Consider the following 15,885-nt stretch of genomic DNA (forward strand, 5'->3'; position numbering starts at 1 on the left):
ATCACATAGTATGCCACTTATTACGAAGCGATGGAAAACGAAGGTATGAAACGAATAATAACAATAGGAACTGCAAGTATTCTGCAAAGTAGAGACAAGCCCAATTTTCTGCGTTATCAATTAAGTGAATCAAAGCAGAGGTCAACCCTTGCAGCGAAAGAGCACAATAAGGTGTATGAAATGTTTAAACAATCAACACTCGTATGGATCATTGTATGTCCAACGTATTTATCTTATAGAGAAAGATTAGGTGTATATCGAGTGAAACGTGATTTTTTGCTAGTGGATGGAATAAAAATAAATGTATTGGATACAGCAGAATTTACATTTAAACAGTTAAAAGCAAGTGATTATATAAAATCACGGGTAAGTATCACCTACTAATAACATCTCTTACATTATTGCTTGTGTCAAAAGCTGAATTTATGTTTGTGGAATGTTGTATATAAAATAAACCAGCTAATAGTTTGTCCACATTTTTCAATAAAAGATTGTACCTTTTATTGGGCATTAATTACATGAAGAACTTCTGGGGTAATGCCCATTAAGAAAAGATGGTGAAGATGGATAATAGTTTTTACAATAATGAATTATAAACTAGTAATATAAAATCTTTTACTTTGAGGAGTTTTTAGGTGGTCCAAAAATTGGATTAGACAATCCAGAAAAGTATTGTTAAGATTAATTTAAAGGATTGGAATAAACACTCCAAAAATATATAAAAGTATTAATAATAAAGAGGTAAAGGAATCCTTTATCACGACAATACCAACTTCCTCAAAATGAAAGGGTTTTATTAATAAAGAAAGCTTGTTCTTCTTGAGACAAGTTTTTTTATTTATTTGGATAAAAAGGCAACTTTTTTCCTGATTTTCCAACCTTATATTCGGTTTGCCGCTCACTCTGCAAACAACAAGCAATCTTTGTGATCGATAGTAAGTCATATTTTATGTATGCTTTCTTTAACATTATCCAAAGGTTGCTTTTTTTTGTATATAAAAATTTTAAAAGGGGGTGAGTAGTTTGATTAATTTTAGCAATAAATGTTAATTTTTATAACACATCAAAAAGAATTATTCCAATGTACGTAATAAAAATAGTGCTTATAAGCACGCTCCAAAAATTAACCAAGGCCTCATGATGTAGGATTCCTAAACAAACAAGGGGATGATCATGAGATTAAATATATATTCCATTATTTAAACTAGGTGTGAAGTGTTTCAAAGGAAGATACATGAATGTATCTTCCTTTGAAAAGATATTTATGCTTGTTGCGAAGAAAAAAGATGGGAAACCTGTCCCTGCTATTAGGATTTTGATTCAAATGCTGTGAAGAAGATATTAATAATCAGTGATGAGCAAGAAGTGGTCCTTATGTTAAGGATTGGAAAAGAAAAATTGCGAGCCAAAGACCTAGACGATATCTTAAACCAGTCCTAGAATTTGTTCACAATGTTGAATGAAGTTATGTCTGGTGTTGATCATGCCTCATATTTAATAACATCAAGGATAAAATATGCGAATAAACTACTAAAAAGTTTTAGCGAGGGAATGTGAGACAAAATCAGTTGTACTTTTTATGGTTTGAAAGCGGTATATTTTTTAAGATTAAATTACCTTTAGAAAGTAAAAAGGAAGTGGGTCAAAATGGTTAAACAAGGTCAAGGTGGAATTAAAGTAGGGGTTCAGAAGTTTGGGAACTTTCTAAGTTCGATGGTATTGCCAAATATTGGAGCGTTTATAGCGTGGGGATTAATTACTGCTCTATTTATTGATGCAGGGTGGATTCCAAATAAGGAATTGGCATCATTAGTGGACCCAATGGTAAAGTATTTATTGCCTTTATTAATAGGGTACACTGGAGGTAAACTTATTTATGACACTCGTGGAGGTGTCGTTGGTGCTATTGCGACAATGGGGGTTATCGTTGGAGCAGAAATACCAATGTTCCTAGGAGCTATGATCATGGGTCCGATTGGTGGATGGGTCATCAAGAAGTTTGACTTTTTATTAGTAGGAAAAATCAAAACCGGTTTTGAAATGTTAACAAATAACTTTTCTTCCGGGATTCTAGGTGGCATACTTGCTATTCTTTCATACTCGTTAATTGGGCCAGGAGTAAGTACGCTTACTGGATGGTTAGTGCTTGGAGTGGAATGGATGCTAGATGTAGGTGTACTACCGTTAACAAGTATTTTAATTGAACCAGCAAAAGTACTTTTTTTAAATAATGCTATTAACCATGGTGTATTATCACCAATTGGTATTGAACAGGTAAAACAAACTGGAGCATCCATCTTATTCCTGCTTGAAGCAAACCCTGGACCAGGTATTGGGGTTCTGTTAGCCTACTGTTTCTTTGGGAAGGGTACAGGAAGACAGACAGCTCCTGGTGCTAGTATTATTCATTTCTTTGGTGGAATCCATGAAATATACTTCCCGTATGTGTTAATGAATCCACTGTTATTCATTGCTGTTATTCTAGGTGGAATAAGTGGAGTATTTACTTTATCCGTTCTTGGTGGAGGTCTAGTAGCTCCAGCTTCTCCAGGAAGTTTCCTAGCAATTCTTGCTGTAACACCTTCTGGAAACTACTTTGCAAATATCGCTGGCGTATTAGTGGCAGCGTTAGTTTCGCTGGTTATTTCTTCACTTATCTTAAAAACAAGCAAAGCAAAAGATGGAAGTATTGAAGAAGCATCTGAAAAAATGCAAACCATGAAAGGTAGGAAAAGTAGTGTTGCAAGTGCTCTAACTTCTAATAAATCAAGCAAGGAACTAAACCCTAAGGATTACAACCATATCATCTTTGCATGTGATGCTGGAATGGGCTCAAGTGCAATGGGTGCTTCACTTTTAAGAAAAAAAGTCAAAGAAGCTGGATTAAATATGAAGGTTACGAACACAGCTATAAGCAACCTTCCTAGTGATGCAAAACTTGTTATTACACAAGAGGAACTAACACCACGTGCAAAACAAAAAGTACCGAATGCATATCATATTTCAGTTGATAACTTTTTATCAAGTCCAAAATATGATGAATTGATCGAACGTCTAAAAACAGAGGATGTTGTTGTTGAGAAACCTAGTAAAGAGAAGGTAGATCAGTCACTATCAACCAATCAAGATGTTTTAAGGAAAGAAAACATTTTCTTAAATCAACAATTTTCTTCCAAAGAAGAAGCCATTCGATTTGCAGGAAGGGTTTTAGTAGATGGTGGTTATGTAGATGAATCTTATATTGAGGCGATGATTGAAAGAGACAAAATAACAACTACCTATATGGGGAACGGGGTAGCAATACCTCATGGTACAGATGAAGCAAAGAAAAGTGTTCGAAAATCAGGCGTCACCATCATTCAAATTCCAGAGGGCATTGATTACGATGGACAAAAAGTTCGTTTAATCTTCGGTATTGCTGGGAAGGATGGCGGACATTTAGAAATCCTGTCTGCAATTGCTATTACCTGTTCTGAAATGGAAAACGTTGAAAAAATGGCCACTGCAAAAACAGTGGATGAAATCCTAAATCTTATAGGAGCTTCCTTTGAAAATTAAGTTAAGCAAGAAAGATGCAACATGCATCTTTCTTCTTCCATTTTAAGAAGAATCTCAATCATTTATAGAATAAATTTGATTGAAAAGAGTTGATGGACATGATGATGACAGCAAGAGAGAAGGCAATGGTTTAAGCTAATGGTTAAAAAAGTGAAAATAATACGACTCTTCCTTGCTGATTTTTTGAAGTCAGTACTAGAACCATTTAAAAAAATTTAAAAGCATAGGAAAAAGCTAAAAAAAGCATCTTTAAACTTCTTACAGCTTAAATTTGGAAAGGAATGAGTATTGGTGAAAAAAGTAGTCCATTTTTTCAGCTGGAAATATCGGGAGAGGTTTAATGAAGACCATTAAGCGCAATAGCGGAAATGATTATAAATCCACCATTTAGACAAGTTCCATATTCTATAAAGTTGTCTTTTAAAAAAGTCACCCTCACTCCAAAGATGGTGACTTTTTTATATTCAAGCACAATTTTGCAGCAAAGTGTCAGTCTACTCTTCGGCATGTGTTGAAGAGGAGTAAATTAAGAAAGTATTCGAGAACATTACACTCCATCGAATTCCTGTCTCTACTGAAACACTTATGGAGTGTATCCCTAGGAAAAGAGATTGATTCCCAACACGCTGGATGCCAACAAAATACCCACTCTTATATAATTCTTTCCTTAAGCTATTCGCAAGATTAATTAAATCATTATGGAAATCTATTAAGCATTTAATAAAGTATAGATCAATCCTAATGCGAATGCTTTTATATTTTTTTGAAAGAGTATATGTGTTTCATCATTGTACTAATCAAATGATAATTGGTCTGGGATTTCGTTGTACTTGAGTTAACAAAAGACCCTCTTGAAGTGCCGTAAGTAGTGCTAGTTTATCAGGATCAGCTTGTGAATTTTATTCACCTCTTTTAAGCATATTGCATAAACCTTATATAGTGATTATATTATCTCACATTAAAACAGTTGTTATTCTCATAAATTATTAATATGTTCCGTGTGAAATGGTCTGGTTGACTTACAGCACAGCCATAAATACAGAAAAGAATATTAAAAAATAAAGAATAAATTCAAAATTTAATTACAACCTATTAATGAGACTAAACGTTAAGGGGAAATGAAAAATGAACGTAAACGAACTAGGTTTTCTATGGTATCTACAATCAAGTTCAAATATGGTAAATGTTATTTTGAAATATTTTCAAGCAACAGCTGAAGACGACGAATTGAAAAATATTTTAAAAGAAATATTATCATTGTCTACGTATCAAGAAAAGGAGGCAGAGAGATTCCTTACTGAAAACCAATATAACAGCATTCATTTCTTTACTGAAGAAGATATACTACATATTAATTCTAGACTTTTTTCAGATCAATTAATCATTGAAATATTAAAGCACATTACCGGAAATGGGTTGCGAGAGTTAGTGATACAGTACTCAGAACTTACAAATTATAAAGTAAAAGTTTTTTATATGGACATAATAAACAAGCTATCGAAAATTGACTTACTATTATTCGAATTATTACAAAATAAGCAGCTTCTACAGAATAAATCATTTGCTTTTACAGAGCCAGAAGTAAGAAAAGACAACTTATTAAAAGTAGCTTCAACACAGAAAAGACCTTTAAACATAGTTGAGTTATCTCATTTATCTAGTTCCTTGCAATGTAATAATGTTGGTTTAGCGTTATGTACTGGTTTTGTAGAAACTGTTAGTGATATAAACACCAAGGAATTAATAATAAAAGGGAAAAAGCTTGCATTTAATCAGGTTTCAGTTATATCTGATCTTTTTAAACAAAATGGCGTATCAATTTCAACGGGGTTAGAGTCTTTGGTTTTTCCCTCAAATACAGCACCATTATCTGATCGAATAGTTGTAAATTTAATAATGTTTTTAAATCCTGTAGGTATAAATAATTTACAAAGTGCTGTGACCTCGAGTTATAAAAATGATCATATAAAAAGTCTGAAAAAATTGATTAAAGATGTTGAGGACTTCTCTCAAGATGTTTTTAAGCTACTTGTAAAAAAAGATTGGCTATATGAGCCCCCAGTTGCAAAATGGACTAATATGAAATGAATCACATCGAAGAAGGTGCAATAAACGGAAAAAATCACCAACTCTTTGGAGAAAACTATAAATTTTTTCAACATAGGCTTAACCATGGTGAAGATGTAGAATTTAGGGTTTTGGATCCTTATAAAGAAAAGGGCAAAGAATTAATTTTTATGTACTACGAGAATATCGTTGATGAATTGATGATGTTCGAAACATTATTTTAGAAAGTAGTTCAAAACTATCCAAGAAAAACGAAAAAATTGACAAATTGATTTTAAAAGATGTATTCCCTACAACACCAATTTGCTTATCACATATATTGCAGACACTTTGTGCCCTTTGGTTGCGTGAGTTGGAAGGAGTACATAGATTCAAAAGTTTTTATTGCATTAAATCAAAATTAAAAGACCTGGGTTCAGTAGAATATCGCCCAGGCTCATCAAGTTGCTTAAGTTTTTATATGTCTACCGTCTTGGTTCACTTCTTTTCTCGAATGGTTATGATTGCAATAGAAGCCCATTTTTACTTTTCAATCGGAAAAGATAGTAAAACACGGGTTCCTTTTCCTTTCTGACTCTGAACCTTAATGGACCCCCTTAAACTTTTTACGATAGAGTACACCACCATCATACCAAGACCTGTTCCGTTTTTTCCTTTGATTGAAAAATACGGCTCCCCTAAACGGTTAAGCTGTTCAGTACTCATGCCCACCCCATTATCAGAGATCTGAATATAAACTTTATTTTTATTGGTATACTCACTTATACATATTTTTCCTTCAGTAGGAATGGCTTCCACGGCATTTTTTAATATATTCAAAAGAGTTTTCCGAAATTTTGGGCTTTCCCCTAATATATTGGCAGATCTATCTTTATATTGAGTTTCAATTTCTATAGTGTTCATATTTAATAAGGGTTTAAGCATTTGTAATGTAGCCCCAATCTCAGTTGTTACATTAATTTTCTCGATTTTTTCAGGAGCTGGCGAAGCAAGGGTGAGATATTCCCCAATTATTTTATCTGCAGCAGTGAGCTCTGAAAGGGCGAGGTCAAACAAGTTTTTTCGTTTGTCATAAAAATCCTCTTTCTCTTCTTCATCAGTATTTAATAGTTGAAGAACTCCTCTTACCACCGTTAAGGGGTTTCTAAGCTCATGCCCTACTGAAGCACTTAGATGGCCAATAACGGCCATTTTTTCATTCTTAACAGCTTCTTGTTTTAGTAAAACGTTATTTAACATTACTTCCGAGATATAGACTATGATGGCAGTAACAAGGGAAGGAAAAACAATAAAAACAAACCAAACATAGGAAGGAATTAGACTAAGATGTGAATAGGTCATTTTCATTAAAATAATAAGAAAAGAAAATACTGATGCAAAAACGAATGACCAACCTACTTTGCTAGCTGTTGACCAATTTGAAAATTTCTTTTTTACAAAAAACAGCAAAGGAGGAAGAACAACTATAAGAATCGAAATCGTAACCAGTATTTCTTTATTTAATACAGCTTGTATACAAAACAAAAAGATTGAAAGTATTATCGTCATAATTGGTTGACAATATAAAGCCACGACTAGTAGAGGAACATGACTTATGTTAAGTGACAATGAGTCACTGATATTTACTTCAAAAATCATACTAAAGAAGATTGAGATCACTGAACATAACAGGATAAAGAATTTGATAGGTAGTGAACTCCGCTTTTTTCTTTCATTCCATAGATGGAAGATAAGCGATAAGCAAAGTAAAAAGAAAGCGTTAAAGGCTAACTGTTTTATTACATCTGTCAAACTTAGCATAGATGCACCTTCCAAAAGTAGTAAGTATAAAGTACTGTGTTCATAAGTTTAGTATATTATCAGTTTGAAAAAGAATAAAAAATTGTCGGAACAAAATACATAGTTCAAACTGCTTATTTTTTTGCTTATTTGTATCCGAACCCAATTCACAAGTATAAAATATTCCAAATAGACTATCAAGTACTCATTCTCAAGTATATTTAAAAAAGTGAAAAAAAAAATTCGGTGTAAACCGAATAATAATATGACATCAATTTTAACCTTTGAAAAAGTTTTTTTATCAGTGAGTCAATCAGAAACAGATGTATAGCCCATGTATGCTGAGATAAATTTTGGGTATACCAGAATCTATATCTTCAATCAAATTATGCTGATATAGTAATGGAAACGTGAATCTATATGAAGGTATAAAGGCTGAATCACAACTTGCGTTCTGAATTAAAGTTAACAGTAGAAGACATTTTAACATTAGATAATGGAGATACTTTAGAACGTGCTTTGCAATATAGTGAAGACCCAGGTGTCTTGTAATTAATAGATCAAAAGACTCATGCGAATAAAGTTTCTTATAGGTGGCCGTGAATTATGGCGTGGCGAGAAGAATTTCAATAATTCCTATCTTTTTCATTTACAATAAAAGTAGTGCTATTCTTATAGATAATTAAATATTCTAGAGGAAAATCCCCTAAATGAGTACACTACACAAAAGGTGAGTGTGTCAATTTTAGGGGATTTTTTCTCTTAAAAGGCCATGTCAAAGTTTCTAGAATTTTGTCAAAATATCTGATAATATATAATAGTTAGCAATCTATGAGTATTATTCTAAGAAATAGGCTAAAAGATGTAAAAAGTTAACGTATACATAAAAAACACACCATACCATTCCATATAATATGAACAGTTTGGGACTGAGAAGATTATATGAAACCGAAACAGGCGGGATTTCTTACTTGTTTTAACAACTTAATTGTATCACATACGCTTACAAATATACAAGGTAGAAATTCCTCTAATTTCCTATTGACTTGTGTGGGTGGGAAAGGGGGATATTTTTATGTCTGACGATTATATAAATTTAAAAGGGCGAACAGATAAGCTTACTTATTATCGATATGTTGAAACAGGTAATAAATATCCAAGACAACGCTCAAAAAAAGGGAAAGACTCGGGGCTAGAATTCGAAACATATTTTGTACCAGAATTAGAAAAGCGGGTTTTCACAGAAGATGAAGTTAGAGGATTATCTTTGGACATGTATGGTCACCATATCCCTTATGTAGATGGTGAGATCACGGTTCTAAATAATTACCTTTTTGATTATTGGTCATATTACCTTAACGCTGAGGGATTAGCCCTATATGCTCACTTAAAGCGATATGCATATGGTAAGAAGGATTGGTGTTATCCTAATCTTGAGCTAATTTCTTTGAAAATGAATAAGTCACAAAATACGGTAAGAAATTATTTAGAGATACTCGAGAGATATGGTTTTATCTACAAGTTTAATGTGATCAATGAAGATAGAGATAACCTTGAAGAAAGTCCTATTTATAAAATTAGAAAAAAGGTCCCATTACTAACCGAAAAATTATTAAGCGGGGACCCGTCAATTGTGATTGATGATGCATTTGAACCTCATATAAAAAAAGCATTGAAGAAAGAAAAAATAGGTCTTCCTAAACTACTTCGAGAGGATCACGATGAATATGTAGCTCATATGATAGCAAATTCTGAGTCTGTTGATCTTCTAGATTCAGTCAGCTACGAAGACATCTTCAGAGAACTGTTAAACAAAGCAAAAAAAGTACAAGAAACAAGTGTTCAAAAAGAAAAAATGAGGTCGCTTTCATTTGTCATTCAACCAAAACATTTAAAAGAACAAGATATTATTGTTTGGCAAGGTGTCTTAAAAGGGATGGAGACTAAAATTTCAAAACCTTCGTTTGATACTTGGTTAAGAGGGACATATTGCATTAAAGAAGGAAATAAGTACTTTATATATGCAACAAATGAGTTTCAAAAGGATTGGCTAGTAACTCGTTATGATGAGCAAATTCAAGAAGAGCTTCGGGAGTTGGATCCACATTTTAACGAGCTAGAATACGCGGTTGCAGGTGAAATTTAGTTTAACATTATATAGCAATATTATGATGGAGGAGCACCATTAATAGAATATATCTATTAGCAAAATATCATTGGCATAGATTTACATTTCTAAAAATAGAATTTTTATATCTGATTGTGAAGACGAATGTTTGATGATACCTTTAGAGAAAAAAATGAATTATCATAAAAAAGCCCTTATGAATTGGGTAAAAAGAGGGTAGCAAAAAAAATTAGATATTGGTTTTGAAAATCTCTTCTAGCCTTATTGGAGAGATTTTTTATTTTTTTAATAAATAGGGGTTCAGAATTTAAATCATAGGATTCAATTTTTTAAATCTAGGGTTCAAATTTTGAATCCTAGGATTCGAATTTTGAATGGGGTAGGGTTCAAATTTTGAACCCTAGAAAAAAGATATAGTTATCCACAGAAATAGGGGATTCAAATTTTGAATCCCCCCTTTAAAATTTTGAATGGTGGTAACAGGGGTTCAAATTTTGAATGGGGGGGGATTCAAAATTTGAACCCGAATAAATACAATCTTTTAATAAAGTTTTTATATTATATATATATGTTTCAGATAAACTTGTTTAATAATTTAATATGCTGTTAATTACCACAATAAAAAATTAAATTTATAGACTTCAATTTTTTTAAAATTTTTTTAAAGGTATTGATGACGGTGGTTACAGATGAGAATGATTAGGATATATTTTCAAACGTCTCTATTATTCTCATTTTTTTATATAAATAAACTAAAAAAGAAAAGGTGTTTAAATTGAATAACGATGAGCATTTGGAAAGTAGGTTGAGATTAGTAAGGTCGTCGTAAAATAAACATTCAATGGTTAAAGAAGGAATATAATTCTAGTGAAATCTACAGTGAAAATTGAATTTTCTCAAATGAAACAAAAAGAAAAGAATCAAATACAGTTACTACTTTTTTTAGAAGGTAAATTGAAAAATTAGAATAAAAGAATAAGATAGAAGCCTATTGAAGGAAATTTTTGCAGAAAAAGCAGCTGTATAGTTTACTTCATTTAAAGTAATGTAGTCCTTAATTAGTGATAGTTAATAAGTAATGATAAAGTAATTGAGTGTTAGATATTTATATGTAAGATTTATATGGTTTTTAGTTCTAAATTACCTATGTTTTACATATATATTTATTTTATTTAATAAATTGATTTAATGTTTAATTGTTTTCAAGGAGGATAATCCCACCTATATCAACAAAATTTGACAATAATAATCACTATTCGTGGAGTTAATCCTCACTAGTAGCTTACTAAACTATCACTTTTTCAGGAGTCTAACTATCACTAGTTGTTTACTTAATTATCACTTTTTCAGGAGTCTAACTATCACTTTAAGGGGAGTCGATATAATATAAAGAGAGATTTTGACTTAACTATCACGTTTCGAGGAGTAAGGATCACTATTTATTTATGAACTATCACTTTTTCAGGAGTATTAGACTGTTAAAAGATCACTAAATTGGGATAAACATGCGTTATAACTAAAATAAGACTCTATAAATGCCACTTAATAATGAACTTACTCCTTTAATAGTGATAGTTGTATATGGTTTTACTCCACCATTAGTGATAGTTAGCTTTATGACCTTATTTTGCAGATTATTTAATGACTAGACTCCTTAACTAGTGATAGTTAAAAGTTGCATTATAAGTTCATTAATTAGTGATAGTTAGCATAAATAAAAAGGGTATTACACTCCTACATAAGTGATAGTTAGTATTTATTATGTTATTTTATTAAGTATCACTATTTGAGGAGTAGAATTCTTTCAGAATGTTTATGTATATTTAAGATATGAGTAAGTGGGAGGGTAGCATATGACAGAACAAATGACATGGGATGCGGAGCTTATAACAACTAAACTTTCACCAGAATATATAGTTACTCAATCAAATAAGTTAATAGAAACTCCTACTGGCCTTAATTTACAAGAACGTAGAATTATATTAACACTAGCTAGTCTTATTCAACCTAATGATGAAGACTTTCGATTACATAGAATTAAAGTTAGAGATTTAGCGGATATACTAGGAATTCAAGAAAAAAATTTCTATCGTAAAGTGCAGGAAGTAGTAACAGGCTTGCAAAAAAAGATGTTGACGATTGTTTCAGAAAATGGAAATGCTTTAAATGTACAATGGTTGGCCAGTTCGGAATATTTTTCGGGTGAAGGGGTTGTTGAGTTAGAATTTTCAAAGAAACTCCAACCATATTTGTTAAAACTCCAAAAAGAGTACACCCCCTTTAAATTGCGGAATGTACTACGATTACGTAGTGAATATTCCATGAAAATGTATGAATTATTAAAGCAGTACGAGAAATTGCACAAAAGAGAATTGTCGTATACTGATTTACGATATGTCTTGGATATTCCAGATACTAAATATCGTCAGTATGGTCACTTTAAAGATAAGGTACTGAAACAGGCGCAAACGGAGCTTAAAGAAAAAACAGATTTATGCTTTACATATGATGAAATAAAAAGAGGTCGTAAAGTAGTTGGTTTTGTATTTCATATCAAAAAGAATACATTGCTGCTTAAAGACGTAATTGAACAAGAAGAGTTACAAGATGAACCCTATGGTTTACTAGTAAGATTCGGTATAAGACCACAAACTGCATCTCAAATGACACTTACTTATAGTTCCAAACGGATAACGGAAAATGTTAGATATGTTGTCGATACTAAAGCTAAAGAAGATATTGATAACATAAGTGGCTATATAGTAAAAGCTATTGAAAATAATTATGCTGACATCTCGGAAGAGGAAAAAGAAGTTCAGACGCTTGAAGAAATTAATAAAATAGTTAGTAGGTATGCATTTTTTGCTGAACAGAAGGTAAAGGAAGGTTTGATAAGTAAAGAGGCAAATAAAGAAGAGATGCTCAAGTATTTTACTGAAATTATGACAGAGGTAGTTCGTGATCGCAGACAAGCAGGATTGGATCCGTTGAAAGATAGTGATTTTGAACACCCACTTGCTCAACAAGCTTATCGAATAACTTTACGTAGAATATAGTGAAAAGAGCGTTGGTTTTGGACCAACGCTCTTTCTATTTAAAAAATAAAAGTTAATAAAATAATTATCGACTACTTTTATTTTTATTCAATTGAAGAATGACTATTTAAACATTTACTCTATACCGCAGATATCGCATGTGTATTCCTAAGTTCCTAAATTATAGGAAATGAATTAAGGTCATCTATAGGAGTTAACATGTGGCTACACTGAGTTATCTCCTTTTTTAAAAAAAAATGGAGTGGACAATCCAGAAAAATATTGTTAAGATTGACTCATAAAAATGGATTAGAAATCCAAAAATCAGGAGTTTAAGGGAAATTCAAGAGAGAAGTCATTTAGGAAAAGAAATTACTTTGTTATAAACATACCTTAATTTGTAACTTTAGAGTTGACAGAACACATAATATTCAACCCCACAAAATGTATGCAGGATTAGCTTTATCAATGAGTGCAAACCATTATGGTGAAAAACAGTATGTTGACGTGTTCTAATAATTAAACAAATTAACACTTGGATAGAATTTCTTTTGTGATTGGGTAAACAGCAATTGAAAAATAATAACCAATATGCATAGAAAAAATTCAATGTCTGTTATCGTCGGTACCCATTCCGCATCATAATATTTTGTTCTCAAACTCTGGTTAAGGATAGATTCGAGAATAACTTTATTAAATATAAAATAGTTTTAATCCCGTAGGGAAAATGAATGGTCCTTAAAAGCGCTTGGGAACTTGGAACCCAAGCGCTTTTTACGAACTAACAGTGGATTATAGTGTGAGTAAGATTTGTTTGAATTTCAGTTTTTTGTTGCAATTTTCAATTGTGTACCACAAAAAGTGAACCAGATATTCTTACACCAACAAGGTTTCATACTTATATCAGGAGTATGTTAATACTATTCTGTTACTTGTTAAACAGTCTCACCAAATGGAGAAAGGAAAGTTTAATCATTCCCTTCCTGTTAAAGGTCCATCTGAGATAAAAGAATTAACAAACCGTTTCAATCATATGAATGCCAGGTTAAATGAACCTTTTACCCAAATTAAACAGGCAGAGATTTCGCGGAGGGAATTGGTAGCAAATAACTCTCATGATTTAAGAACACCGATGTCATCTATAAAAGCATTTGGTACTGCAATTCAAGATGGAATAGTAGAGATGACGCTACATTCCATCGGTATTTACGTACGATTGATCTTGAAACAGAGCGACTTGATCAACTAATACAACAGCTGTTTCAGCTATCCTTACTGGATTCAGGTGGGATTAAACTTATTTACAAACCAATACGTGTGGACGAATTATTACTTGCAGTCCTCGAGCACGAGCAAATACATATAGAACAAAAAAATATTGAAATAGATGTGAATCTTCCAAATCAAATTCCTTCAATTCATGTTGACCGATTTTATTTTCAAAAGGTTTTATTCAATTTATTGGACAATGCTATTCATTTTTCAGAAGAAGGTGGATTAATAATTACAGTTTCAGTTGATACTTTACTTCATGAAAAAATTAAAATCTCTATTCGAGATGAGGGTGAAGGAATTAGTAAAGATGAGCTTCCTCATATTTTTGAGAGAACATATCGAATTGAGAAATCCCATAATAAAAAATTTGGCGGTGCTGGGTTAGGACTAGCTATAGCGAAAACAATTGTAGAAAATCATAACGGAACCATAACAGCAGCTAGTGAAGTGGGAAAAGGTAGAGAATTTATTATTGTCTTGCCAATTAATAGAAGAGAGGTGGAAGAAAAGAGTGAATTTGAAGATTTTATTTCAATGTAATTTAAAGTTTGGTAAGAAGCTAATTCAATTACATCATTATAATGCAATTTTGTTTTTCTTATTAAGCTTGACCGGTTTACTATTATTTTCTTCTACTTTCCGTTCTACTTTTTCATCTTTACGTGTTTTGATGAAAGATTTTCATATTTTGTTAGGTGTTATTAGCTGTATACCCTTATTATTTTATATTCCTAGAATGAAAACACATGTAAAAATCTTGAGTAAAATAAAGAAAAATCTAATAAATCTTAGACTTGTATTAACTATTTTAATTGTCCTCCTTATTTCTGGTTTTTTATTGGCTTTTCATAGGTATATGCCGTCGCTTGTAAGCTCATGGGCGTTAATCATCCATGATATTGCAACTTGGGTAGGGGTTCCATATATCATATATCATAGTATTACGAGAAGTAAACGGTTGAAAAAACTAGAAAAGCGCATTAATAAAGTTGAAATAAAAGAAGAGCCAATGCTAATTGAAGATGGAAATCCAATTTATAAGCGAAGAACTTTTTTGCGTTTGTTTAGTGGTAGCATGATTGTCATTTTGTTTTCCCCTATGGTTATGAAGTGGTTTCATTTAAATTTTCCATCAGTTAGCAAAAAGGCGACTATGTCAAACGGAAATCAGTTTGCTCCAATCCCTTTACCGGATGAAAAATCAGCCCCGCCAATTGGTGGTGGAAGGAGAGGGAAATTTCGTTACTATACAGTAACAGAGGTTCCAAAACTAAACGATAAGAATTGGAGTTTTAAAATTGACGGTCTAGTAGAGAAACCGAGCACCTATAAGTGGGATCAATTTGTTCAGCTAAAAAGAAATGTCCAAGTAAGTGACTTCCATTGTGTGACTGGATGGAGTGTTTATTCAGTCACTTGGGAAGGGATACCATTAAGAACTCTATTACAGCAAGCTGGTGTCAAAAAAGAAGCAAAATATATAAAGTTGTATTCGGCAGATGGTGTCTATACTGATACATTAACACTGGATCAAGCCATGCAAGATGATGTTATGATAGCCGTTTTAATAGATGGAGGATTGATTACAACAAAAAATGGTGGGCCAGTACGGCTGATAGTTCCAAAAATGTATGCTTACAAGTCTGTTAAGTGGTTGAACAGAGTTGAGGTAATTGATTACGAACATATAGGTTATTGGGAAAAAAGAGGATACTCCCAAGATGCATGGGTGAACTAGACTAACTGTATAATAGTAAAGGTATTGGTGAATTGGTGATATCTAAAAAGTGATCTCTTGTTGTAATTTTCATAATAAAACTAAGGGAAAAACGAATTGACTCATGTATTAATCTTTTAACATAAGGACACATCATCTTTCCGGCTGGATACTGTGTGGTAACTTAATTTTTTATAGAGAATTTCCTTATCATTATTTAAAAACTACTCAAAACCTGTGAAATTTTACACTAGTAAAATTTCACAGGTTTTTTCTTTTCAGAGGAGGGTTTTGTCCCAGTCTCTTCATTTTTTATAAGCACAATC

General features: G+C 32.1%; 10 protein-coding genes. 9 read left to right on the forward strand and 1 reads right to left on the reverse strand.

Annotated features, from left to right (window positions below; translation table 11 throughout):
• Nucleotides 1-45 precede the first annotated feature (45 nt).
• The 4 genes from AC6CHV_RS08005 (at nt 46) to AC6CHV_RS08020 (ending at nt 5,849) form a co-directional block, all read left to right on the forward strand.
• The gene (locus AC6CHV_RS08005; protein WP_498078621.1) at nt 46-384 is read left to right on the forward strand and encodes an NAD(P)H-binding protein; all 339 of its coding nucleotides are present in this window, start codon (nt 46-48) and stop codon (nt 382-384) included.
• Between the two features lie 1,263 nt (nt 385-1,647).
• The gene (locus tag AC6CHV_RS08010) at nt 1,648-3,558 is read left to right on the forward strand and encodes a PTS mannitol transporter subunit IICBA (RefSeq protein WP_498078622.1); all 1,911 of its coding nucleotides are present in this window, start codon (nt 1,648-1,650) and stop codon (nt 3,556-3,558) included.
• Nucleotides 3,559-4,683: 1,125 nt separating this feature from the next.
• On the forward strand, nt 4,684-5,646 hold the full coding sequence (locus tag AC6CHV_RS08015; protein ID WP_498078623.1) for a DUF3231 family protein: 963 nt from the start codon (nt 4,684-4,686) through the stop codon (nt 5,644-5,646).
• Nucleotides 5,643-5,849 (forward strand): hypothetical protein, encoded by a 207-nt coding sequence (locus AC6CHV_RS08020; RefSeq protein ID WP_498078624.1) that lies wholly within the window; start codon nt 5,643-5,645, stop codon nt 5,847-5,849. The genes AC6CHV_RS08015 and AC6CHV_RS08020 overlap by 4 nt, the downstream gene beginning before the upstream one ends.
• A 298-nt stretch (nt 5,850-6,147) precedes the next feature.
• Here the strand turns inward: AC6CHV_RS08020 and AC6CHV_RS08025 are convergent, their stop codons facing one another.
• Nucleotides 6,148-7,425, reverse strand: a complete 1,278-nt coding sequence (locus AC6CHV_RS08025) for an ATP-binding protein (RefSeq protein WP_498078625.1) — start codon at nt 7,423-7,425, stop codon at nt 6,148-6,150.
• A gap of 1,054 nt (nt 7,426-8,479) precedes the next feature.
• Between AC6CHV_RS08025 and AC6CHV_RS08030 the strand changes: the two genes are divergently transcribed.
• The 5 genes from AC6CHV_RS08030 to AC6CHV_RS08050 all read left to right on the forward strand — a co-directional run bounded on the left by AC6CHV_RS08030 (nt 8,480) and on the right by AC6CHV_RS08050 (nt 15,580).
• Nucleotides 8,480-9,550 carry a DnaA N-terminal domain-containing protein gene (locus AC6CHV_RS08030; RefSeq protein WP_498078626.1) on the forward strand — a complete coding sequence of 357 codons (1,071 nt, stop codon included), beginning with the start codon at nt 8,480-8,482 and terminating at the stop codon, nt 9,548-9,550.
• A 1,835-nt stretch (nt 9,551-11,385) separates the two neighbouring features.
• The gene (locus tag AC6CHV_RS08035) at nt 11,386-12,588 is read left to right on the forward strand and encodes a RepB family plasmid replication initiator protein (RefSeq protein WP_498078627.1); all 1,203 of its coding nucleotides are present in this window, start codon (nt 11,386-11,388) and stop codon (nt 12,586-12,588) included.
• Nucleotides 12,589-13,492: 904 nt separating this feature from the next.
• Nucleotides 13,493-13,816, forward strand: coding sequence for a HAMP domain-containing protein (locus AC6CHV_RS08040; protein ID WP_498078739.1), 324 nt, complete (start codon nt 13,493-13,495; stop codon nt 13,814-13,816).
• A 68-nt stretch (nt 13,817-13,884) separates the two neighbouring features.
• A complete protein-coding gene (locus AC6CHV_RS08045) occupies nt 13,885-14,382 on the forward strand; it encodes an ATP-binding protein (RefSeq protein WP_498078628.1) in 498 nt (165 codons plus the stop codon).
• Entirely contained in the window at nt 14,354-15,580 is a 1,227-nt protein-coding gene (locus tag AC6CHV_RS08050) for a molybdopterin-dependent oxidoreductase (RefSeq protein WP_498078629.1), read from the forward strand. Before AC6CHV_RS08045 ends, AC6CHV_RS08050 begins: the two co-directional genes overlap by 29 nt.
• Nucleotides 15,581-15,885: the final 305 nt, after the last annotated feature.

The organism is Ferdinandcohnia sp. GQ5 (assembly GCF_059759275.1).

Coding starts and splice junctions, on each gene's coding strand:
- AC6CHV_RS08010 (WP_498078622.1), top strand. CDS start 1,648: ATGGTTAAACAAGGTCAAGGTGGAATTAAAGTAGGGGTTCAGAAGTTT.
- AC6CHV_RS08025 (WP_498078625.1), bottom strand. CDS start 7,425: ATGCTAAGTTTGACAGATGTAATAAAACAGTTAGCCTTTAACGCTTTC.
- AC6CHV_RS08005 (WP_498078621.1), top strand. CDS start 46: ATGAAACGAATAATAACAATAGGAACTGCAAGTATTCTGCAAAGTAGA.
- AC6CHV_RS08020 (WP_498078624.1), top strand. CDS start 5,643: ATGAATCACATCGAAGAAGGTGCAATAAACGGAAAAAATCACCAACTC.
- AC6CHV_RS08030 (WP_498078626.1), top strand. CDS start 8,480: ATGTCTGACGATTATATAAATTTAAAAGGGCGAACAGATAAGCTTACT.
- AC6CHV_RS08035 (WP_498078627.1), top strand. CDS start 11,386: ATGACAGAACAAATGACATGGGATGCGGAGCTTATAACAACTAAACTT.
- AC6CHV_RS08015 (WP_498078623.1), top strand. CDS start 4,684: ATGAACGTAAACGAACTAGGTTTTCTATGGTATCTACAATCAAGTTCA.